Source organism: Streptomyces sp. NPDC015242 (assembly GCF_043079125.1).
Lineage (GTDB): Bacteria > Actinomycetota > Actinomycetes > Streptomycetales > Streptomycetaceae > Streptomyces.
Map to the genome: position 1 here is coordinate 18,186 of NZ_JBIBUF010000005.1, position 19,806 is coordinate 37,991.

Sequence of the window (19,806 nt, forward strand, 5' to 3'; positions counted from 1 at the left end):
CCTCAGAGGTCGTGCGAGAGACCGAGGCCGGTCAGCGCGCCGACCGGGTCCAGGTCGGGGGTGCCGCGCGGCCACCAGTCGTCGCGGCCCGGCTCGGACTCGTAGGCGTACCACAGCCCGTCGCGGCCGAGGCGGAGCTGGACATGGCCCTGAGGGTGCGTGAGGTGGTTGCGCCAGGGCCGGAAGGCGGGAAGGTCGGCGGCGAGGAGCAAGGGCCGGGCCCGGTCGAACCGGCCGGCCGGCGGGTCCCACGGCTCCTCCAGCACGGCGAGGCCCTCCAGCCCGCCCTGCCGCCAGGCGGCGACCGCGCGGGCGAGATCGGCGGGCGTGCGGCCGGCCGCGGCGGCGAGGGAGGAGTAGAGCGCCCGGGTGCCGGCGGTGAGACCCGAGCCGGGGCGGGCCGCGGCCAGGCGGACCGCGTCCTGCCAGAAGGTCAGCTGCCCGACCGGGTCACGGCCGGTGGTGAGCAGGGCGTGGGCGCGGGCGGCCGCGTCCGTGGCCAGCTGGTCCAGGGCGAAGGGGTCCGGGCCACCGGGCGAGGCCGGATACGCCGGGGGCTGCTCCGGGTGCGGCGGCGGGGGCAGGGGCGCGGGAAGCGGCGGGAGGGTGCGCGGCTTCAGCGCCTCGGTCGCCCGCACGCCCGGGAGCGGCTGCGGTTCCTTGTCCTGCGCGGCGCGCGCCGCACGGGTGGCGCTCAGCCGGGACAGCGCGTCGAGCAGTTCCCGCTCGCCCCGGCCGCGCAGCAGGAGCAGCACGAACGGATCGGCGTCGAGCAGCCGGGCCGCCTGGTAGCAGAGGGCCGCGGCGTGCTTGCAGGGGTGACCGCGGTCGGGGCAGCTGCACCGGGGCTCCAGGTCGCCGGGGCCGGGCAGCAGAGGGACGCCGCCGTGCGCGAGTGACTGGGGCATCTCCTTGTCGAGCAGCGCCGCGATGTGTCCGGGCCGGTCGGCGGCGGCGTCCAGGAAGCGGTCCCAGTCGGAGTCGCCGAGGGTGCGCAGGCGCACCTGGACGCGGTAGGGCCGGGGGCGGCTGCCGTGGACGTATGCCAGCAGGAGGCCGGGCGTCACCGTGATGGCGTCCACGTGCCCCTGCTCGGCGTAGCCCCGCCCGCGTTCCAGCCGCTTGGCGTCCAGCGCGCCCTGCTCCAGCGCGGAGATCCAGGCGTTCCCCCACCAGCTCTCGGCGAACCGGTCCCCCTCCCGGGGCGGAAAGGCCGGAAACGTACGGCGCAGGTCGCTGTCGCGGCCGGGGGCGGCCATGGAGCGGGGGGTGGGGTGGCTCGTACGGGGGGTGGTACGGGACGGGGCTCGGGCGGGTGCGGGCGCCCCGGTGCCCGGAGGCGTGCGGTCGGACGCGCCCGGCGCCGGGCCGGGGGTCGGGTCGCCGGACGCGTGCGCACCCGCGCCAGGGGCCGGACCAGCGGAAGCCGCGTCCGCGTCAGCGGAAGCACCGGCCGGGTCGACGGGAGTGGTTGCCGGATCAGCGGAAACACCAGCCCGGCCGGCCGGAGGACCAGCCGGATCAGCGGCAATGCTGGTCTCGGGAGCAGGTGCCGGAGACTCCCCCGGTGTCGCGGAGTGCTCCGACTGCGGAACCAGGTGCCGGGGCGCCGTGGTCCCGGCGGGAGCAGCCGAGGGCGCCGTGTCCTCGGTCTCCGGTTCGGGCCCCGGCTCCGTCAGGGCACGCCCGCGCAGCAACCCGGACACATGCGAGGGCTCGGCGCTCCGCCCGGTCCTCTCCTCCCGCCCGGGGGGCACCGCATCCGGCTCGTCCGGCGGCAGGTCCGGCATCCGGAACGCGTCCGACAGCAGCCGCCGCACATCAGGGGTTCCCCCGCCCGCGCCGAGGTCGCGTGCCCGCCGGGCTGCCGCCGCCCTGTCGTCCACGGCCGCTTGCCGGGCCCGCCGCCTGCGCCGGGCGCCCTCCCGCTCGGTCTCCTCACGCGCCCGCCGCGCGTCGTCCCGCGCCGCACGCAACGCCTCGCGCGCGACGTCCGCGGAACGCGCTCGCGATCCGGACCGGCCCTGAGCGCCCTCGCCCTCCCCCGTCCCGGTGGGGACCTCGGCTGGAACCGCCCCGGCGGAATCCTGCTCCCCGGCGGGAGCATCGGCCGAGGCGGTCCCGGCGAGGTCCTGCCGGTGATCGAGATCCTGCCGGTGATCGAGGTCCTGCCGGGGATCGAGGTCCTGCTGCGCATCGCGGGACGCCGAAGGCTCGGTCGGCTTACCGGGGGCCCGGGTGGCCTCCGCCGCTCCCTGCTCCGGTCCTTGCCCTTGCCCTTGCCCTTGCTCCGGCTTCCGCTCGTGCGCCTTGCGCAGCGCCTCGCGGGCGGCGTCTCCGGGGCGGGGGGCCTGCCGGGCCGGGGGCTCCCCGCCCTGGGGCGGTGCCGGGTGCGGGTCCCGGCCCGCCCGGGACCTGGCCTCGCGCAGGGCCCGGCGCGCCTCGTCGGCCGGGCGGCCGGTCACGGCCTGCTCCCCGGGAGTGCGCAGGACGTCCGGCGGGGCGTCATGACGACCTCCGCAGGGACACGAGGTCCGACAGCTCCCGGTCGGTCAGCTCCGTGAGGGCCGACTCGCCGGAGCCGAGGATCGCGTCGGCCAGGGCTCGCTTGGCGTGCAGCATCTCGGCGATGCGGTCCTCGACCGTGCCCTCGGTGATGAGGCGGTGCACCTGGACCGGCTGGGTCTGGCCGATGCGGTAGGCGCGGTCGGTGGCCTGCTCCTCGACGGCCGGGTTCCACCAGCGGTCGAAGTGCACGACGTGGCCCGCGCGGGTGAGGTTCAGGCCCGTGCCCGCCGCCTTCAGGGACAGCACCAGGACCGGGGTCGAGCCGGCCTGGAAGCGGTCCACCATGCGTTCCCGCTCCGGGACCGGCGTACCGCCGTGCAGGAGGTCGACCGGGACGGCGCGGCCGGCCAGGTGGGAGGTGATCAGGCGGGCCATCCCGACGTACTGCGTGAAGACCAGGGCGGAGCCGTCCTCGGCGAGGAGCGTGTCGAGCAGCTCGTCCAGCAGGGTCAGCTTGCCGGAGCGGGCGGCGAACCGGTCGCCGGCCGGGGTGTGCTCCTCCTTCAGATACAGCGCGGGATGGTTGCAGATCTGCTTCAGCGACGTCAGCAGCTTCAGCACCAGGCCGCGGCGCGCCATGCCCTCGGCCGTCTCGATGGCGAGCATCGACTCGCGCACCACCGCCTCGTACAGGGCTGCCTGTTCGCGTGTGAGCGGGACCGGGTGGTCGGTCTCCGTCTTGGGCGGCAGCTCCGGGACGATGCCCGGGTCGGACTTCTTGCGGCGCAGCAGGAAGGGGCGGACCAGGCGGGCGAGGCGCTCCACCGCCTCTTCGTCCTCGCCGGTCTCCACGGCCCGGGCGTGCCGGGCGCGGAAGGACTTCAGCGGGCCGAGCAGGCCCGGGGTGGTCCAGTCGAGCAGGGCCCACAGCTCCGAGAGGTTGTTCTCCACGGGTGTGCCCGTGAGGGCGACCCGCGCGGGGGCGGGGAGGGTGCGCAGCGCCTTGGCCGTGGCCGAGTAGGGGTTCTTGACGTGCTGCGCCTCGTCGGCGACGACCATGCCCCAGGACTGTTCGGCCAGGGCGGGGGCCGCCGAGCGCATCGTGCCGTACGTGGTGAGGACGAAGCCGCCGTCCAGGCCGGTCAGGCTGCGGTCGGGGCCGTGGAAGCGGCGGACGGGGACACCGGGGGCGAAGCGGGTGATCTCCCGCTGCCAGTTGCCGAGCAGCGAGGCCGGGCAGACGACCAGGGTCGGCTCGCGACGGGCCCGCTTCAGGTGCAGGGCGATGAGCGTGACGGTCTTGCCGAGGCCCATGTCGTCGGCGAGGCAGCCGCCGAGGCCGAGGGAGGTCATGAGGTCGAGCCAGGCCAGGCCGCGCAGCTGGTAGTCCCGGAGGGTGGCGTGCAGGCCGGGCGGCGGGTCGGCCGGGCGGATCCCGGCGGTGAGGCGGTCGCGCAGGGCGGCCAGGGCGCCGACGGGGACGGCCTCCACCGTCTCGCCGTCCACCTCGGCCGTGCCGGTGAGGGCGACGGACAGCGCGTCGACCGGGTCGAGCAGCCCGAGGTCCCGTTTGCGTGCCTTGCGGACGAGGGCCGGGTCGACCAGCACCCAGCGGTCCCGCAGCCGCACGACCGGCCGGTGCGCCTCGGCCAGGGCGTCCATCTCGGCGTCGGTGAGCGGGTCGCCGCCGAGCGCGAGCTGCCAGCGGAAGCCGAGCAGGTCCTCGCTCTCGAAGAAGCCGGTGCCGTCGGTGGCCGAGCCGGGCGCGGGGCGGACCACGGCCGTGGCGGACAGGTCCTGCGCGAGGTCCCTCGGCCAGTGCACGGCGACCCCGGCCGCGGCGAGGCGGGTGGCGGCGACCCCGAGGAGGTCGCTCAGCTCCTCCTCGGTCAGGGCCAGCACATCGGGCACGTCCTGCTCGGAGAGCCGGTCCAGCGGCGGCCAGACCCGGGCGGCGCGGCGCACGGCGAGGGCCGCGTCGACGCGCGCGCGGGGGCCGAAGGCGTCGTCGGACTCGCCCGCCCACAGGGCCGCCGCGTCGGCCACGAGGGTGGGGTCGGCGAGGCTGTGCACCTGCACCACGGCCGCGCCGGCGCTGCGCGCGCCGCCGCCGGAGGCGTCGTCGAACAGGTCGTACGCGGACAGGTCCAGGCGGAGGGAGATGCGCACACCGGCGTCCATGCCGGCGGCGACCTCGGCGGCCCAGTCGTGGGCGCCGGGCAGGTGCGTGGCCTCGCGGGCGGCGAAGGGGCGGCCGGTGGCGCGGTGGGCGGCCGGGGTGCGGGGCAGCGTGTCGGCGACCGCGTCGAGGAAGGCGCGCACCAGTGCTTCCGGCTCGGGCAGGCGGACCCGGCCCGGGCCGGGCAGCGGGACCGCGTGCCCCTCGTACGGCAGGGCGGCGGCCACCGCGCGCAGGTGGGCGATGTCGTCCGGGTCGAGAGGGCCGGCGCGCCAGGCGTCGTGTCCGGTGGCGGTGAGGCCGGGCAGCAGCCGGCCGCGCGCGGTCAGCCGCAGGGCGTGCAGGGCGGCCGCGCCCCAGCAGGCGGTGGCCGGATGGGCCGCCGGGTCGTGCCGGGCGCGCACGAGGAGGGGCAGGGCCGTCTCCAGCGGGAGGGACAGCGCCGGGGCGGTGCGCCGGCGGACGCCCGGTCCGTGGCGCCGTACGACGGTCAGGTCCGTGGCGCCGGGCAGCGGCTCGCCGTCGGGGTCCCAGAAGGCGACGCGTCCCTCGCGCGGCAGAGGCGCGGGCAGGAAGACGGCCGGGAGCCGTACCGGGACCGCCGCGTCCTGCGTCCGCTCGTCCACCGCCGCCGTGCCACTCATACGTCCTGTCACCTCCCGCCCGCCTGCCGGACCAGTCGTCTCCGACTCTACGGGCGGGGTCTGACAACCGGCTCCGGCGGCCGCCCCGGCGGCGGGGTCAGGGCACGGTCCGGGCCACGACGTACACCCAGGGGTACGCCGGGTTGGACAGGTCGACGACGACGTCGTGCGTGGGGGCGGGGTTCTTCTGCTTGTGGACGAAGCCGTACCACCCGTCGCCCTCGGGGAACTTCCACCCGGTGATCTTGCGGTCGCGGGCGCCGATGGTGATGTCGCCCTTCTCCAGGTCCGCGCGGGTCATGCCGAGGCCCGTCAGGTAGGCGTCCAGGCCGGCCGTGTTCGTCTCGAACTGGGCGTAGAGACGGCTGGTCTTCCAGTTGTTGGTCTCGTAGTACGCCACGTGCCAGGCCGGGTGCGGGACGGGCACCTGGTAGATGCGGCGCTGGAGCTTGGAGGGCCAGCCCTCGGTGAGGCCGGTCGCCGAGTACTTGGCTTCCTTGTCCTTGCCGCTGTCGCGGCTCTGGGCGGCGGAGATGACCAGGTACCCGGCCGGGATGCCGATGAGCAGCACGATGATCAGCAGGGTGAGCGCCCTGCGGCGGATCATGTGGCGGCGGTCCTCGACCGGACGGAGCGGCTCGCCGGGCCAGGGGCCCTGGTGGGGCAGGGACGCGGTCACAGCGTCTCCTGGCTGCTGCGCAGGGACTGCGTGTACCGCTCGTAGCGCTCGAAGCGCTCCACGCGGCGGCGCTTGGCGCGCCGGAAGCGGCGGGCGACCAGCCGGGCCAGGTCGGCGGCGCCGACCATGCCGGCCTCCGGGCCGAGCTGGGCGCGCACGATGCGGGCCTCGGGGCGGTAGCCGCGGCCGGTGAGGTGCCGTTTGAAGGCGTCGCGGGCCGGGCCGATCAGCAGGTCGTCGGCGGCCGAGACACCACCGCCGATCACGAAGCAGGAAGGGTCGAGGGCGGCGGCGAGGTTGGCGATGCCGACGCCGAGCCACTGGCCGATGTCCTGGAGCAGCTCGATGCACATGGCGTCGCCGTCGCGGGCCAGCTCGGTGATCATGGGGCCGGTGATGTCGCCGATGCTGCCCTTGACGTGCTCGATGATCCCGTAGGCGACGGGCGAGTCGGCGGCGGCCAGCTCGCGCGCCTCGCGGACCAGGGCGTTGCCCGAGCTGTACTGCTCCCAGCAGCCGCGGTTGCCGCAGGGGCAGCGGTGGCCGCCGGGCACGACCTGCATGTGGCCGAACTCGCCGGCGACACCGTACTTGCCGCGCTTGACCTGCCCGTCCTCCAGGATCGCGCCGCCGATGCCGGTGCCCAGGGTGATCATGACCAGGTGGTCCTCGCCCCGGCCCGCGCCGAAACGCCACTCGGCCCAGGCGGCGGTGTTGGCGTCGTTGTCGACCAGGACGGGCACGGACAGACGGCTGGCGAGGCGGTCCCTGAGGGGTTCGTTGCGCCAGGACAGGTGGGGCGCGAACAGCACGCGGTTGCGGTCGGCGTCGACCCAGCCGGCCGCGCCGATGCCGACGGCGTGCACGTCGTGCCGGTCGGAGAGGTCCAGGACCAGCTCGGCGATCGTGTCCTCGACGACCTTGGGGCTCTTGGACTTGTCCGGGGTCTCCGTGCGGAGTTTCTCCAGGATGTTGCCGTCGGCGTCGACGACGCCCGCCATCACCTTCGTACCGCCGATGTCGATGCCGACCGTGGGCACCCGGGGGGCCGTCAGGTGCGAGCGGCGCTCCCGGGTGCCGACCGTGCGGAGCACGGTGGCACGGCGGGAGCCGATGGGGGCGGTGAAGTCGCGGTAGGTGCTCATCGCGCCCGATTCTGCCTCACACGACGGCGCGGTGCGGTGCACAGGGGTGCCCCGGATCGTCGCCGGGTGCCCGTGTGCGGGGGCTCGCCGCGCCCGCGCGGCGGAGCCGTGCGGAACGGGACCGCGCCCCTCAGGAGCGCACGAGCAACTGGAATTCGAAGGAGTAGCGGGTCGGGCGGTAGGTGTGGGTGCCGTACTCGACCGCGCGGCCCGTGTCGTCGAACGTGACGCGTTGCATGGTGAGCAGCGGCGCGCCCGGGTCCTCGCCCAGGCGCTCGGCCTCCGCCTGGCCGGCCGCGCGGGCGCCGATGGACTGGCGCGCGCTGTGCAGGGTGATGCCCGCCGCGCGCATCAGGCGGTACAGGCCGGTCGTCTCCAGCTGGGCGGTGTCCAGCTCGATGAGGCCGGGGGGCAGGAAGTTGCAGAGGTGGGCCATGGGCTCGCCGTGGGCGAGGCGGAGGCGCTCCACGCGGTGGACGTCGCTGTCCTCGGCGACCCCGAGGGCGGCGGCGACCTCGGCGGAGGCGGGCACGACCGTGTTGACGAGGACGGTGGTGGCCGGGCGCTGGCCCGCGGCCTCCAGGTCGTCGTAGAGGCTGCTGAGCTCCAGGGGCCGCTTGACCTGGCTGTGCACGACCTGGGTGCCGACGCCCCGGCGGCGCACGAGGAGGCCCTTGTCGACGAGCGACTGGATGGCCTGGCGGACGGTCGGCCGGGACAGTCCGAGCCGGGCGGCGAACTCGATCTCGTTGCCCAGCAGGCTGCCGGGCGTCAGCGTGCCGTGCTCGATCGCGGCCTCCAGCTGCTGGGACAGCTGGAAGTACAACGGCACGGGGGAACTGCGGTCCACGCTGAGGTCGAGCTGCACGGTCGGGTCCACTTCTGGTTTCGGCACGCGCTGAGCGTAGCTCCGTGCGTTGTTGACGGGAAGTTGTGTAGTCAGATTGTCCGGACATGCAGATTGACAGGGGCGGGCTGTGGCCGCACTTTGTTCCCATGCGCATCGGCGTCATCGGTACGGGCCGCATCGGAACGATCCACGCGAACACCCTCAGCAGGCACCGCGACGTGGGCTCCTTGATCCTCACGGACGCCGACCCGGCGCGGGCTCAGGACCTGGCGCACCGCCTGGGCGAGACGGCCGCGCCCGGTGTCGAGGAGATCTTCCGCTGGGGCGTCGACGCCGTGGTGATCACGACGGCCACGTCGGCCCACGCCGAACTGATCGGTCGGGCAGCACGCGCGGGCCTGCCGGTGTTCTGCGAGAAGCCCATCGCGCTGGACCTGCCGGGGACGCTGAGTGCGATCGCCGAGGTGGAGACGGCCGGGACGGTGCTGCAGATGGGGTTCCAGCGCCGCTTCGACCCGGGGTACGCGGGTGCGCGCGAGGCCGTGCGTTCGGGCCGGCTGGGGCGGCTGCACACCGTGCGGGCGCTGACCAGTGACCAGGCGCCGCCGCCGGCCGCGTGGCTGCCGGTGTCGGGCGGGCTGTACCGGGACACGCTGATCCACGACTTCGACGTGCTGCGCTGGGTGACGGGCCGCGAGGTGGTGGACGTGTACGCGACCGGGTCGGACGCCGGGCCGGCGATGTTCCGCGAGGCCGGGGACGTCGACACCGGCGCCGCGCTGCTCACCCTGGACGACGGCACGCTCGCCACGGTCACCGGGGCCCGGCTGAACGGGGCCGGGTACGACGTGCGCATGGAGCTGGCCGGGGAGCGCGACCAGATCGTGGTCGGCCTGGACGACCGCACGCCGATCGCGTCCACGGAGCCGACCGGGCCGCCGGCCGCGGACAAGCCCTGGGCGGGCTTCCTGGAGCGTTTCGGGCCGGCCTACGAGGCCGAACTGAACGCGTTCGTGGAGGTGGTCCGGGGCGAGCGGGCCAACCCGTGCGACGGGCGGGAGGCCCTGCAGGCGCTGCGGGTGGCCGAGGCGTGCGAGGTGTCGCGCCGGGAGCGCAGGCCGGTGCGGCTCACGGAGATCCCCGGCGGGACCGCCACCGCCCTGCCCTGACGGGACCGGCCGCGCTGTACGGCGCATCTCGATGCAGGGCGACGGTGGTGGGACCGCTGCGGAGCACACCGGTCCGGCGGAGGCGCTCGTGGCGGGGTCCCCCGCTCAGCTCCCCTCCGGCTCCGTGTCGAGCAGTCCCGCGTCATAGGCGAGCAGCGCGATCTGCACGCGGTTGTTGAGGCCGAGCCTGGCCAGGATGCGGGAGACGTGCGTCTTGACCGTGGCGACGCTCATGTAGAGGCCGGTGGCGATCTCGGCGTTGGACAGGCCCCGGCCGACCCCGACCGCGACCTCCCGCTCGCGGTCGTTGAGGGCGGCCATGCGCTCCCGCGCGCGGGAGCGGCGCGTGTCGGCGGCGGTGCCGGCGGCGTGCCGCATCAGCTGGCGGGTGACGGTGGGCGACAGGACCGGGTCGCCGGCCGCGACGCGGCGCACCGCCGCGAGGATCTCGGCGGGCGGGGTGTCCTTCAGGACGAACCCGGCGGCGCCCGCGCGCAGCGCCCGCAGTACCTGCTCGTCGGCGTGGAAGGTGGTCAGCACGACCACCTGCGGGGCCTCCTCGCGCGCCCGCAGCAACTCGGTAGCGGTGAGGCCGTCCACCGTCGGCATCCGGATGTCCATGAGCACGATGTCGGGCCGGGTGCGGTCGACGAGGGACTCCACCTCGCCGCCGTCGGCGGCCTCGCCGACGATCTCGATGTCCCCGGCCCCGCCCAGCATCAGAGACAGCCCGGCCCGCACCAGCGGATCGTCGTCGACGAGGAGCAGTCTGATCGCAGTCATGGCCCCTACGTAATCACGGCCCCGGTGGGGGCCGGGGACGAACGGCGGCCGGAACCTCACGGCGCGGGCGCACGCGCCGGGCGGCCCCTGCCCCTCACCCCCACGGCAGCCAGGCCCGCACCTCGAACCCGCCCCGCGGGGTGGGGCCGTGGTCGAGCCGGCCACCCGCGAGGGTCGCCCGTTCCGTCAGGCCGATCAGCCCCTGCCCCGAACCGGGGACGGGGGGCACCTCCCCTTCGGGGGCAGGGTTGCGTACCCGCACGGTGAGGCCGTCGCCCGGCCCGCCGGTGACGGACACCGTGACCTTCGTGCCGGGGGCGTGCTTGCGGGCGTTGGTCAGGCCTTCCTGGGCGATCCGGTAGGCGGTGCGGCCGACGGAGGACGGGACGGCGGCCGGGTCGTCGACGCGGAGGTCGAGGGAGACCTTCATGCCCGCCTCCCGGGACTCGGCGACCAGCGTGTCCAGCGCGCCGAGCGTGGGCTGGGGCCGGCCGGTGTCGTCCGGCTCGGCCGCCCGGAGCACGCCGATGATCTCGCGCAGGTCCTGGAGCGCCTCGTGCGCGCTCTCCCGGATCACGCCCGCCGCGCGGGCCGTCTCCGCCGCAGGCGCGTCCGGCCGGAACTCCAGGGCGCCCGCGTGGACGCTGAGCAGCGTCAGCCGGTGCGCGAGGACGTCGTGCATCTCGCGCGCGATGGCCTCGCGGGCCAGCCGCTGCGCCTGCTCGGCCCGCAGTCGCGCCTCCGTCTCGGCCCGGCGGGCGCGGTCCCTGAGACTGACCATGAGCTGCCGCTTGGCCCGTACGAACATGCCCCAGCCGATGATCGCCACGGTGAGCAGCATGGCGAACGGCACGCTCACCAGGTAGGGGATGTCCATGTCCGGGCGCAGCCAGTAGTAGAGGGGGATCAGCGCCGTGTTGACGGCGCCCACCCAGGCCGCGTAGCGGAAGGGGCGGTGCACGGCCAGGGTGAACAGGGCGATGATGCCGGCGCCGCCGGAGATGTCCGAGACGAAGGTGACGGGGATCATCGCCACCGCCAGCCCCAGCGGCCAGCGGCGCCGCAGCCAGACCGACGCGCAGGCCAGCGCGCCCACCACCTGGTCGACGACGGCGAGCCCGGGAGGGACGTGCGGGTTCTGCCGGAGCGCGTCGAGGGCCGTCGCGCCCACGACGACGGCGAAGAGGAAGCAGGAGAAGTCCACGACCCAGTCGCGGGCGGTGCGCCGGGGCCGCCGCCCGGCCCGTGCGGCGTCGGGGTCCAGCTCGTGGAGCAGGGCGGAGGGGATGAACCACCGGGGTCCCGTGAAGAGCGCCGGTGTCTCCTCCGTCGGTGCCGGGGAGGTCCCCGCGTTCTCGTTCACGGTCGGCAAATCTACGCAGCCCGGGCCCGTGCCACGCCCTCCGCGGGCGGATCGTCGACCGAAGTCGTGACGCCGCAGACTTTCGGCGCGACCGGGGGCCCGGATCGAAGACGTCCGTCGGGGGGTGCTCGCCCCGCGGCCGATGCGCGTGCGGGGCCCGCGGGGCGAGGGTCGGGAGACATGAAGCAGGTACTGGAGATTCTCGGCTTCCTCGCCCTGGTGCAGGGGGTGGCGGGCCTGGTGACCGAGTTCGCCGGCTGGAACTGGGGCCTCGTGCGGCGTCTGGGATTCCTGGACGGTTACGAGGTCTACGCGAGCGCCGCCCTGCTGGTGCTGGGCGTCGCCCTGTTCGCGGCGGCCGGAAGCCGGAAGTCCGTGTGAGGCCCGCCGGACGCGACGGGAGGCGACGGACTTCCGGCCGGTGCCCGCCGGGGGGCGCGTCCCGGCTCAGCAGCCGTGGTCGACCAGGTCGAACGACGCGTAGTGGTCGGCCGTGTAGTAGTCCTCCTGGCTCCGCTCGCCGGTGACGATGCGCCGGGCGCCGCGGGTGGAGGAGCCCGGGGTGATGACCGTGTACTCGTGGTAGTAGCCGGACGACTGGCTGGGCAGGATGCCTTCCCGGTTCCGGAAGACGGTGCCGTCCTGGTCGAACGGGTAGGGACCGCCCTGCTCGATCAGGTCGAGGGTGTCGTGGGCCTGGGACGGAAGGGCGCTGTAGCAGATGTCACCGACGGCTGTGGGGGCCGCTTCGGCGAGGGGGGCGGTGAGGGCACCGCCGACGAGGAGTGCGGACAGAAGGGCGGCTGCTGCGCCGAGCCGCGAGGCGCGTGGGGGGAACGTCATGCGCTCATGATGACGCGCGTAGACAGTGGCATGTCAATGACAAGCCGAGAGATTCTCCCGTCAAGTCCGATGAGTTCGCGGGAAGTCAACCTGCCGCCGTGCGCGCCGAGGCCCGCCGTGCACGCCTAGGCACGGTCCGGCGGCCCGAACTCGCCGTACTGCGGGCGCCCCGCCACGTCGTACGTCTGCACCGAGACGCCCGCGCCGGTGACGGCGCCCCCGGTGCGCTCGAAGGCGGTCGGCGCGGCGCCCTCCGGGAACAGCCGGAAGCCGGAGCCGAGCACGACCGGGAAGGTCAGCAGGTGCAGCGTGTCGACGAGGCCGAGCCCCAGCAGGGAGCGGACGAGGGCGCCGCTGCCGTGCACCTGGACCTCGCCGTCCGTGCGCTCCTTCAGGGCCGTGACCTCCTCGGCGAGGTCCCCGGACAGCACGGTGGTGCCGGACCAGCCGGGGTCCGTCAGGGTCGAGGAAGGGACGTACTTCGGCAGGGAGTTGAGCTTGGAGGCGACCGGGTCGGCGGGGTCGGTCACCTTCGGCCAGTACGTGGCGAAGATGTCGTACGTGCGGCGGCCCAGCAGGAAGGCGCGCGGGCGGGCGAAGACCTCGTTGACGAACCGGCCGAAGTCGTCGTCGGCGTAGGGGAAACACCAGCCGCCGTGGGCGAAACCGCCGCGGGTGTCCTCCTGCGGGCCGCCGGGGGCCTGGTAGACGCCGTCGAGGGTGACGAAGAGGGTGGAGACGAGCTTGCCCATGGCGGGTGCCTTCCTTCCGGGTCGCGAGGGGAACGCTCGGGCTCTGGTGCCATGGGTTCAGACCCCGCCCGCCCCCGCAACTCATCGCTGGTCCGTCCGGCACGCCGGGGCCGCCCGTGAGTTCGACGTCCGTACGCCGCCAGCACGGCAGCGGTCCGGCGACTGGTATGGAGGCATGACTTCTCTTGGAACACTCGACGGAAAGGTGGCTCTCGTGACCGGCGGGAGCCGTGGCATCGGCGCGGCGACGGCCCTGCGGCTGGCTCAGGAGGGCGCGGACGTGGCGGTCGGCTACGTGCACGGCAAGGAGGCGGCCGAGGAGGTCGTCCGGGCCGTGGAGGCACGCGGCCGGCGGGCGGTGGCGCTGCGCGCGGACGCGGCGGACCCGGCCGAGGCCACCGGTGTGGTGCACGCGGCGGCCGAGGCGCTCGGCGGCCTCGACGTGCTGGTGAACAACGCGGGCGTAGGGGTGCTCGGACCGCTGGAGACGCTGTCCCTGGCGGAGGTGGACCGGGTCCTCGCGGTGAACGTCCGCGCCGTCTTCCTGGCCTCCCAGGCCGCTGCCGCGCTGATGGGCGAGGGCGGGCGGATCATCACGATCGGCAGCTGCATGGCCCAGCGGGTGCCGGGGCCGGGCGGGACGCTGTACACGATGAGCAAGGCCGCGCTGACCGGCCTCACGAAGGCACTGGCCAGAGAGCTGGGCGGGCGGGGCATCACGGCGAACGTCGTCCATCCCGGCCCCGTCGACACGGACATGAACCCGGCGGACGGCCCCTACGCGGCCGGCCAGGCGGCCCTGACGGCACTGGGCCGCTTCGGCACGGCCGGGGAGGTGGCGTCCACGGTCGCGTATCTGGCGGGGGCGACGTTCGTGACGGGAGCGGAGTTCGCGGTGGACGGGGGCCACGCGGCGTAAGGCGGTCGCGGCGGATCACGCCCGGCGGCGAGTCCCGCCCGGCGGCGCATCACGCCTCGCGAAGGGATCCGCCCCGCGGAAGGTCCCGCCCCGTGAAGGGGCGCGCACGTCCGCTACATCGGGCACGCCCAGGCCCCGGGAACGGTGGACACGCGGCGTTGGGCACGCCACGGCGTGACGCGATCGCGGCGGGTCCCGCCTTCTGCGCAGCACGCCACGCGAATGGTCCCCCTGTGGCGGGGCGCGCGCCTGCGCCGCATCGGGCACGCCGAGTCCCCCCGGGAACGGTGGACACGCCGCGTGACGCGCCCCGCGGAAGGTCGCACCCCGTGGCGGGGCGCACGCCCGCGCCGCATCGGGCACGCCGAGTCCATCGTGGGCGGAGCAGACGCAGCGGTCCCCCCGCCCCACGAAGGGTCCGCCCTGCGGCGTATCCCGAGCCGGGCGCGGATGGGACGCGGCGTGGGGTCTGACGGCCGGGCGGGCAGGCCCGGCGCGGAGGGCGGGTGGGATGCCCGGCCCTCCCAGGCCGCCCGGACGCCCGACTGCCCGTCAGGGCGCGTGCGCCCCGGGACCGTGGGCGCACCGGTGCTGTCCGGCCGGTGCGCCCACGGGGTGGTGCGGGCGGTTCAGCCGCCCAGCTCCTGGTGGCGCGCCGACAGGCGGCTCGTGCCCTCCTCGGTGAGCGAGCCGAACAGGCGCAGGCGGGAGATGCCGCCGTCCGGGAAGATGTCCACGCGCGCGTGCGTGCCCACGGCCGGGTCCGGGAGGACGAAGCGGTGGTTGGTGTCGGGCTGGAGGCGGGTGCGGGGCAGGATCTCCCGCCAGTCGCCGTCCTCGCCGTCGCGCACCGACACCGACGCCCAGCCGGCACTGTTGCCCTTGAGGTAGGCGGTGTCGATCTCCAGGGCCCGGATCTGCGCCTGGGCGGCGAGCCGGTAGCGGATCCAGTCATGGCCCTGGTCGCGGCGGCGGCGCGTCTCCCAGCCGTCGTCCATCTTGCGGGAGCGGCCCGGCTGGATGGTGTTGGTGGCGGGCGAGTAGAACCGGTCGGACGCGTCCTCCACCCCGCCGCCGTTCTCCAGGGCGACGACGTCGAAGGTGCCGAGCGCCGCCAGCCACGCCGGGTCGGGGACGACCTCGCCGTGGACGCGCAGGCGGGCGATGCCGCCGTCGGGGTGCTGGTTGACCCGCAGGTGGGTGAAGCGCTGCTCGACGGCGACGGCGAAACCGTTCGCCGCGTGGCCGCCGACCGGGGTGCGCGGCACCAGGGCCGTCCACTTCACGTCGTCACCGAGGAGCTCCTCGGGCGACGGGGAACCCGGCACGCAGGTGCCCTCGACGGACACGGCCTGCGGGTAGTTGCCCCGGAAGTGGGCGGTGTCGACGACGATCCCGCGGACGACACCGGGGGCGCCGAGGCGGACCAAGGCCCAGTCGTGGTCCTCGGCGGCCGGCCAGGGGTGCCCGGCCGACGCGCCCCGGCGGCGGCGGGTCTCCCAGCCGTCCATGATCTTGCCCTTGTGCCCGAAGTGCTCCGGGTCGAACTCGGCCCGCTCGGGCACCAGCAGGTTCTCGCGCTGGGCGAAGAACTCGTCGTTGGCGGCGATGACCCCGGCCCCGAGGCGCCGGTCGGCGAGGTTGGCGTACTGGGTGAAGGGGAAGTCGGCGGTGCGGTAGTCCGCGTAGGGGTCGCCGCCTCCGTAGGGATTCGCGTCGCCGGTGAAGCTGGGGATCGCCGTCACGATGATCAGGTCTTCCTTTCGGGTGTCCGGGATGGTCTTCAGTGGGTCCGGGTGAGGAGCCGCCCCTTCGGTTCGGTGAACTCGCCGTCCGCGACGATGCGCTGCCCGCGCAGCCAGGTGGACTTCACGACGCCGTGGAGGGTCTTGCCGGCGTAGGCCGTGACGCGGTTGCGGTGCTGCAGGGAGGCCGGGTCGACGGTGAAGGTCTCGTCGGGGGCGAGGACGGCGAAGTCGGCGTCGTGTCCGGCGGCGATGGCGCCCTTGCAGCCGTCGAGGCCGACGAGTGCGGCGGTACGCTCCGACATCCAGCGGACGACGTCCTCCAGGCCGTGCCCGCGCCTGCGGGCCTCGGTCCACACCGCCGCGAGGCTCAGCTGGAGCCCGGAGATGCCGCCCCAGGCCGTCGCGAAGTCGTCGGTCTTCAGGTCGGCGGTGGACGGGGAGTGGTCCGTGACGACGCAGTCGACGGTGCCGTCGGCCAGCGCCTGCCAGAGCAGGTCCTGGTTGGCGGCCTCGCGGATCGGCGGGCAGCACTTGAACTCGCTGGCCCCGTCGGGGACTTCCTCGGCGGTGAGGGTCAGGTAGTGGGGGCAGGTCTCGACGGTGATGCGCACGCCCTCGGCCCGGGCGTCGGCGATCATCGGCAGGGCGTCGCTGGACGACAGGTGCAGCACGTGCACGCGCGCGTCGAGGGCCCTGGCCTCGCGGATGAGCTGGGCGATGGCGGTGTCCTCGGCGTCCCGGGGGCGCGAGGCGAGGAAGTCGGCGTACTTGGGGCCGGGTTGCTGCGGGGCGGAGGCGAGCAGGCGGGGGTCCTCGGCGTGCACGATGAGCAGGCCGCCGAACGCGGCGATCTCGGCCATGGCACGGGAGAGTGCCTCCCGGTCCAGGTGCGGGAACTCCTCCACGCCGGACGGCGACAGGAACGCCTTGAACCCGAAGACACCGGCGTCGTGCAGCGGGCGCAGGTCCTCGGTGTTGCCGGGCAGGGCGCCGCCCCAGAAGCCGACGTCGACATGGGCCTTGTCGGCCGCGACGCGCTGCTTGGTGCGCAGGTGGGCGACGGTGGTGGTGGGGGGCAGGGAGTTGAGGGGCATGTCGACGAGGGTCGTGATGCCGCCGGCCGCCGCGGCGCGGGTGGCGGTCCAGAAGCCCTCCCACTCGGTGCGGCCGGGGTCGTTGACGTGCACGTGGGTGTCGACCAGGCCGGGCAGCAGGACGTGGTCGCCCAGGTCCTCGAGGCGGGCGCCGGGCGGCACCGGGGCGTCGTGCGGGAGGACGGCCGTGATCGTCCCGCCGGAGACCGCGACCGACGCGGCGCGGGTCCCCTCGGGAGTGATGACACGCGTCGAGCGGAGCACCAGTTCAGCGTCGGACACCCGAACCCCTTTCTTCAACAATCTGTTGAAAGAGTCTTCACTACCGCCCCGGCCCCGTCAAGGGCACACTGCTACAGGACGGCACCAGCGGCCACCCCCTGGACTTTTCCACGAAGCGGAATTAAGATACCGGGAAGCGAAATGCTACCCGAAAGGAACGCCCCGTGCCGACGTCCAGCGCCAGCTCCACCGACTCCGCCCGGTCCTCCTCCAACGGTGGGGTCCAGTCCCTGGAGCGCGCCTTCGACCTGCTCGAACGGATGGCGGACGCGGGCGGCGAGGTCGGTCTGAGCGAGCTGTCCGCGAGCAGCGGGCTGCCCCTGCCGACCATCCACCGCCTGATGCGCACCCTGGTGGCCTGCGGATACGTACGCCAGCAGCCCAACCGGCGGTACGCGCTCGGCCCGCGCCTGATCCGCCTCGGCGAGTCGGCCTCCCGGCTGCTGGGGACCTGGGCACGGCCGTATCTCGCGCGGCTGGTCGAGGAGACCGGCGAGACGGCGAACATGGCGCTGCTGGACGGCGACGAGATCGTCTACGTGGCGCAGGTGCCCTCGAAGCACTCGATGCGGATGTTCACGGAGGTCGGCCGGCGCGTGCTGCCGCACTCCACGGGCGTGGGCAAGGCGCTGCTGGCCGGCTTCCCGCCGGAGGAGGTACGCGCGCTGCTGGCCCGTACGGGCATGCCCGCCGCGACGGACAAGACGATCACGACGGCCGACGGATTCCTCGCGGCGCTGGAGGACGTGCGCCGCCAGGGCTACGCCGTCGACGACAACGAGCAGGAGATCGGGGTGCGTTGCCTCGCGGTCCCGGTGCCGGACTCCCCCACCGCGGCGGCCATCTCCATCTCCGGTCCGGCGGGCCGGGTCACGGAGGCGGCGACGGAGAGGATCGTGCCGGTGCTCCAGCAGGTCGCCGGCGACCTGTCGCGGGCGCTCGCCAGCCAGAACCCCGCGTGAACGGCTTACAGCGCCTGCCCGGCCGCTACACCGACCGGCACGGAGCACAGGATGTCGTCTTCGAGTCCGACGGCCGGGAGCTGATCCGGACGACGATCAGGGGCGTCCGCTTCGAGGGCGAATCGATGGACGCGCTGGGCGCACTCAGCGGTGAGCCGCCCGCGGAGATGTTCCGCTTCCTCGACGGTGACCTCTGCTCGTGCCTGCTGGAGTGGGAGGTGCCGCTGCGGGTGGACGTCGCCGGGCGGGACACCCGGGCGGGCGTGCTGCGCTGCGCCCTGCGGCTGGGCGACCCCGGCCCGGCCCCGCACCGGGGGCTGGACGAGCAGAGCCTGACCGTCGCCCTGCGCCTGGACGGGCACACGTACGGCGGACCGGCGGGCCACGACGACTTCGAGGCGGCCCTGTACGACATCCAGCACCGGCTCCCGCCGGGGGCCCGGCTCCGGGCGTGCGTCGCGTGCGCCTGGTCCGACTACAGCCCGGCGGGCCACGGACTGATGGCCGGTCTGGCCTGCTTCCGGGACGCTAAGGACCGCTACCGCCGGGTCGACGGGAAGCACGGCCCGCACGGCATCTTCGCGCTCTGGCCGGAGCGCACGGAACAGGTGCAGGAGACCCATCTGTGCGGGGAGTTCGAGCCCCGCGGCGCGCACGGCGGCTACCGGGGCCCCTTCCCGTAGCGGCTCCGGACCGCCCTATCCCTGCCCGCGCGCCGGTCCCCCGAACAGGTCCACCGCCCGGCGCACCTCCGCCAGACCGGGGGCCAGCGCGCTCACCGAGCCGATCGCACCGGCGATCAGCAGCAGGGAGCGGCGCAGCCGCGGGACCTCCGGGGCGCCGCCGGCGGCCATGGCCGCGAGGGCGGCCAGTTCCTCCTCGGCGATGGTCCGGTCGGCGAACTCGCCGGGATGGGCGGCGAGACGACGCCGCAGCCGGGCCACGGCGGAGCGCAGCTCCGTCACCCGCGGATCCTCGTCGCTGCCGGTCACAGGCCCCTGCCGCCGCTGCTCCACGCTCCGCAACACAGTCCTCCCCCTCGCACCTCGTCGTGCGCGTGCCGAGCCGGCACGAAGCCTCCCGGACCGGGGCGTGCCCGCGCGCCCGGCCGGTCGGTGCGGGCGACAGTAAACGACACGGGCCACCGGGCGCCAGTCCGCTGCGTCATCGACTTGTTCCGCTGCGTGACGACCGGGTGCGCGGCCGTGCGGTATGCAGGATCCATGACGACAAGGAAGACGACCGGGGGTGCGGGTGTGGTTGCCCTGCTGCTCGCCGCGGGCGGCGGGCGGCGGCTGGGCGGACGCCCCAAGGCGCTGCTCCCGCACCGCGGGCGCCCGCTGGTGGAACACGCCGTGCGGGTGCTGCGCGAGGGCGGCTGCGCCGGCGTGCACGTGGTGCTGGGGGCACGGTCGGAGGAGGTGCGCGCCCGGGCCGAGCTGACGGGCTGCGTCCTCGTCGACAACCCCGCATGGGAGCAGGGCATGGGGACCTCCCTGCGGGCCGGACTGGCGTCCCTCGCCGGTACGGACGCCCGGGCGGCGCTGGTCTCGCTCGTCGACCAGCCCGGCATCGGCCCGCAGGCGGTGGCGCGGGTCCTCGGCGCCTGCGCGGACGAACAGTCGCTGGTGTCGGCGGCGTACGACGGGGTGCGGGGCCATCCGGTGCTGTTCGGCGCCGCGCACTGGGCGGGCGTCGCCGCGACCGCCACCGGGGACCAAGGGGCACGCGCCTACCTGAAGGAGCACGGGCCGTCGCTCACCCTCGTGGAGTGCGCGGACGTGGCCCGGCCCTTCGACATCGACACCGAGGCCGACCTGGTGCACCTGGAGTGAACGGGGTGGCACGCAGCGCCACCTTGCCTCGATGCAGAGAATCTCGACATC

18 protein-coding genes are annotated in these 19,806 nt (G+C 74.8%); 6 read left to right on the forward strand and 12 right to left on the reverse strand.

Annotation, left to right across the window (positions count from 1 at the left end; translation table 11 throughout):
- Positions 1–2 precede the first annotated feature (2 nt).
- From ACF07N_RS17930 to ACF07N_RS17950, 5 genes are all read right to left on the reverse strand, one after another.
- Positions 3–1,976: an SWIM zinc finger family protein gene (locus ACF07N_RS17930; RefSeq protein ID WP_392114815.1), complete on the reverse strand. Its 1,974-nt coding sequence runs from the start codon at positions 1,974–1,976 to the stop codon at positions 3–5.
- Between the two features lie 529 nt (positions 1,977–2,505).
- On the reverse strand, positions 2,506–5,331 hold the full coding sequence (locus ACF07N_RS17935) for a DEAD/DEAH box helicase (protein WP_392113707.1): 2,826 nt from the start codon (positions 5,329–5,331) through the stop codon (positions 2,506–2,508).
- Positions 5,332–5,428: 97 nt separating this feature from the next.
- On the reverse strand, positions 5,429–6,010 hold the full coding sequence (locus tag ACF07N_RS17940) for a sugar kinase (protein WP_383338598.1): 582 nt from the start codon (positions 6,008–6,010) through the stop codon (positions 5,429–5,431).
- Positions 6,007–7,155: an ROK family glucokinase gene (locus ACF07N_RS17945; protein WP_309094958.1), complete on the reverse strand. Its 1,149-nt coding sequence runs from the start codon at positions 7,153–7,155 to the stop codon at positions 6,007–6,009. The genes ACF07N_RS17940 and ACF07N_RS17945 overlap by 4 nt, the downstream gene beginning before the upstream one ends.
- Before the next feature lie 130 nt (positions 7,156–7,285).
- Positions 7,286–8,023 carry a GntR family transcriptional regulator gene (locus ACF07N_RS17950; RefSeq protein WP_392114818.1) on the reverse strand — a complete coding sequence of 246 codons (738 nt, stop codon included), beginning with the start codon at positions 8,021–8,023 and terminating at the stop codon, positions 7,286–7,288.
- A gap of 128 nt (positions 8,024–8,151) precedes the next feature.
- On the opposite strand from ACF07N_RS17950, the gene ACF07N_RS17955 reads away from it, so the two are divergent.
- A complete protein-coding gene (locus ACF07N_RS17955) occupies positions 8,152–9,174 on the forward strand; it encodes a Gfo/Idh/MocA family oxidoreductase (protein ID WP_392114820.1) in 1,023 nt (340 codons plus the stop codon).
- Positions 9,175–9,279: 105 nt separating this feature from the next.
- Here the strand turns inward: ACF07N_RS17955 and ACF07N_RS17960 are convergent, their stop codons facing one another.
- Both ACF07N_RS17960 and ACF07N_RS17965 read right to left on the reverse strand, forming a co-directional pair.
- Entirely contained in the window at positions 9,280–9,957 is a 678-nt protein-coding gene (locus ACF07N_RS17960) for a response regulator (RefSeq protein ID WP_383583429.1), read from the reverse strand.
- Positions 9,958–10,051: 94 nt separating this feature from the next.
- On the reverse strand, positions 10,052–11,320 hold the full coding sequence (locus tag ACF07N_RS17965; RefSeq protein WP_392113711.1) for a histidine kinase: 1,269 nt from the start codon (positions 11,318–11,320) through the stop codon (positions 10,052–10,054).
- 180 nt (positions 11,321–11,500) lie between these two features.
- On the opposite strand from ACF07N_RS17965, the gene ACF07N_RS17970 reads away from it, so the two are divergent.
- Positions 11,501–11,701 (forward strand): hypothetical protein, encoded by a 201-nt coding sequence (locus ACF07N_RS17970; RefSeq protein ID WP_392113714.1) that lies wholly within the window; start codon positions 11,501–11,503, stop codon positions 11,699–11,701.
- 66 nt (positions 11,702–11,767) lie between these two features.
- Here the strand turns inward: ACF07N_RS17970 and ACF07N_RS17975 are convergent, their stop codons facing one another.
- Together ACF07N_RS17975 and ACF07N_RS17980 are read right to left on the reverse strand one after the other, a co-directional pair.
- Positions 11,768–12,163 carry a ribonuclease gene (locus ACF07N_RS17975; RefSeq protein WP_392113717.1) on the reverse strand — a complete coding sequence of 132 codons (396 nt, stop codon included), beginning with the start codon at positions 12,161–12,163 and terminating at the stop codon, positions 11,768–11,770.
- A 125-nt stretch (positions 12,164–12,288) separates the two neighbouring features.
- Positions 12,289–12,915, reverse strand: a complete 627-nt coding sequence (locus ACF07N_RS17980; RefSeq protein ID WP_392113720.1) for a dihydrofolate reductase family protein — start codon at positions 12,913–12,915, stop codon at positions 12,289–12,291.
- A 175-nt stretch (positions 12,916–13,090) separates the two neighbouring features.
- On the opposite strand from ACF07N_RS17980, the gene ACF07N_RS17985 reads away from it, so the two are divergent.
- Entirely contained in the window at positions 13,091–13,834 is a 744-nt protein-coding gene (locus ACF07N_RS17985) for an SDR family oxidoreductase (RefSeq protein ID WP_392113723.1), read from the forward strand.
- Between the two features lie 629 nt (positions 13,835–14,463).
- Here ACF07N_RS17985 and alc read toward each other — a convergent pair.
- On the reverse strand, positions 14,464–15,579 hold the full coding sequence (gene alc, locus ACF07N_RS17990; RefSeq protein ID WP_392113726.1) for an allantoicase: 1,116 nt from the start codon (positions 15,577–15,579) through the stop codon (positions 14,464–14,466).
- Positions 15,580–15,617: 38 nt separating this feature from the next.
- Positions 15,618–16,958, reverse strand: coding sequence for an allantoinase AllB (gene allB / locus ACF07N_RS17995; protein WP_392113729.1), 1,341 nt, complete (start codon positions 16,956–16,958; stop codon positions 15,618–15,620).
- Positions 16,959–17,122: 164 nt separating this feature from the next.
- Here allB and ACF07N_RS18000 point away from each other — a divergent pair, with 164 nt between their 5' ends.
- On the forward strand, positions 17,123–17,920 hold the full coding sequence (locus ACF07N_RS18000) for an IclR family transcriptional regulator (RefSeq protein WP_392113732.1): 798 nt from the start codon (positions 17,123–17,125) through the stop codon (positions 17,918–17,920).
- The gene (locus tag ACF07N_RS18005) at positions 17,917–18,603 is read left to right on the forward strand and encodes a DUF6304 family protein (RefSeq protein ID WP_392113735.1); all 687 of its coding nucleotides are present in this window, start codon (positions 17,917–17,919) and stop codon (positions 18,601–18,603) included. The genes ACF07N_RS18000 and ACF07N_RS18005 overlap by 4 nt, the downstream gene beginning before the upstream one ends.
- A gap of 15 nt (positions 18,604–18,618) precedes the next feature.
- Here ACF07N_RS18005 and ACF07N_RS18010 read toward each other — a convergent pair whose 3' ends face one another.
- Complete coding sequence (locus tag ACF07N_RS18010) at positions 18,619–18,948, reverse strand: DUF5955 family protein (protein WP_392113738.1); 330 nt, start codon at positions 18,946–18,948, stop codon at positions 18,619–18,621.
- 195 nt (positions 18,949–19,143) lie between these two features.
- Here ACF07N_RS18010 and ACF07N_RS18015 point away from each other — a divergent pair, with 195 nt between their 5' ends.
- Complete coding sequence (locus tag ACF07N_RS18015; RefSeq protein WP_392113740.1) at positions 19,144–19,755, forward strand: NTP transferase domain-containing protein; 612 nt, start codon at positions 19,144–19,146, stop codon at positions 19,753–19,755.
- Positions 19,756–19,806: the final 51 nt, after the last annotated feature.

What these genes read in the sequence shown, in the direction of transcription:
- ACF07N_RS18015 (WP_392113740.1), top strand. Translation starts at nt 19,144, where the DNA reads ATGACGACAAGGAAGACGACCGGGGGTGCGGGTGTGGTTGCCCTGCTG.
- ACF07N_RS17945 (WP_309094958.1), bottom strand. Translation starts at nt 7,155, where the DNA reads ATGAGCACCTACCGCGACTTCACCGCCCCCATCGGCTCCCGCCGTGCC.
- ACF07N_RS17935 (WP_392113707.1), bottom strand. Translation starts at nt 5,331, where the DNA reads ATGAGTGGCACGGCGGCGGTGGACGAGCGGACGCAGGACGCGGCGGTC.
- ACF07N_RS17975 (WP_392113717.1), bottom strand. Translation starts at nt 12,163, where the DNA reads ATGACGTTCCCCCCACGCGCCTCGCGGCTCGGCGCAGCAGCCGCCCTT.
- ACF07N_RS17970 (WP_392113714.1), top strand. Translation starts at nt 11,501, where the DNA reads ATGAAGCAGGTACTGGAGATTCTCGGCTTCCTCGCCCTGGTGCAGGGG.
- ACF07N_RS17955 (WP_392114820.1), top strand. Translation starts at nt 8,152, where the DNA reads ATGCGCATCGGCGTCATCGGTACGGGCCGCATCGGAACGATCCACGCG.
- ACF07N_RS17980 (WP_392113720.1), bottom strand. Translation starts at nt 12,915, where the DNA reads ATGGGCAAGCTCGTCTCCACCCTCTTCGTCACCCTCGACGGCGTCTAC.
- ACF07N_RS17960 (WP_383583429.1), bottom strand. Translation starts at nt 9,957, where the DNA reads ATGACTGCGATCAGACTGCTCCTCGTCGACGACGATCCGCTGGTGCGG.
- ACF07N_RS17985 (WP_392113723.1), top strand. Translation starts at nt 13,091, where the DNA reads ATGACTTCTCTTGGAACACTCGACGGAAAGGTGGCTCTCGTGACCGGC.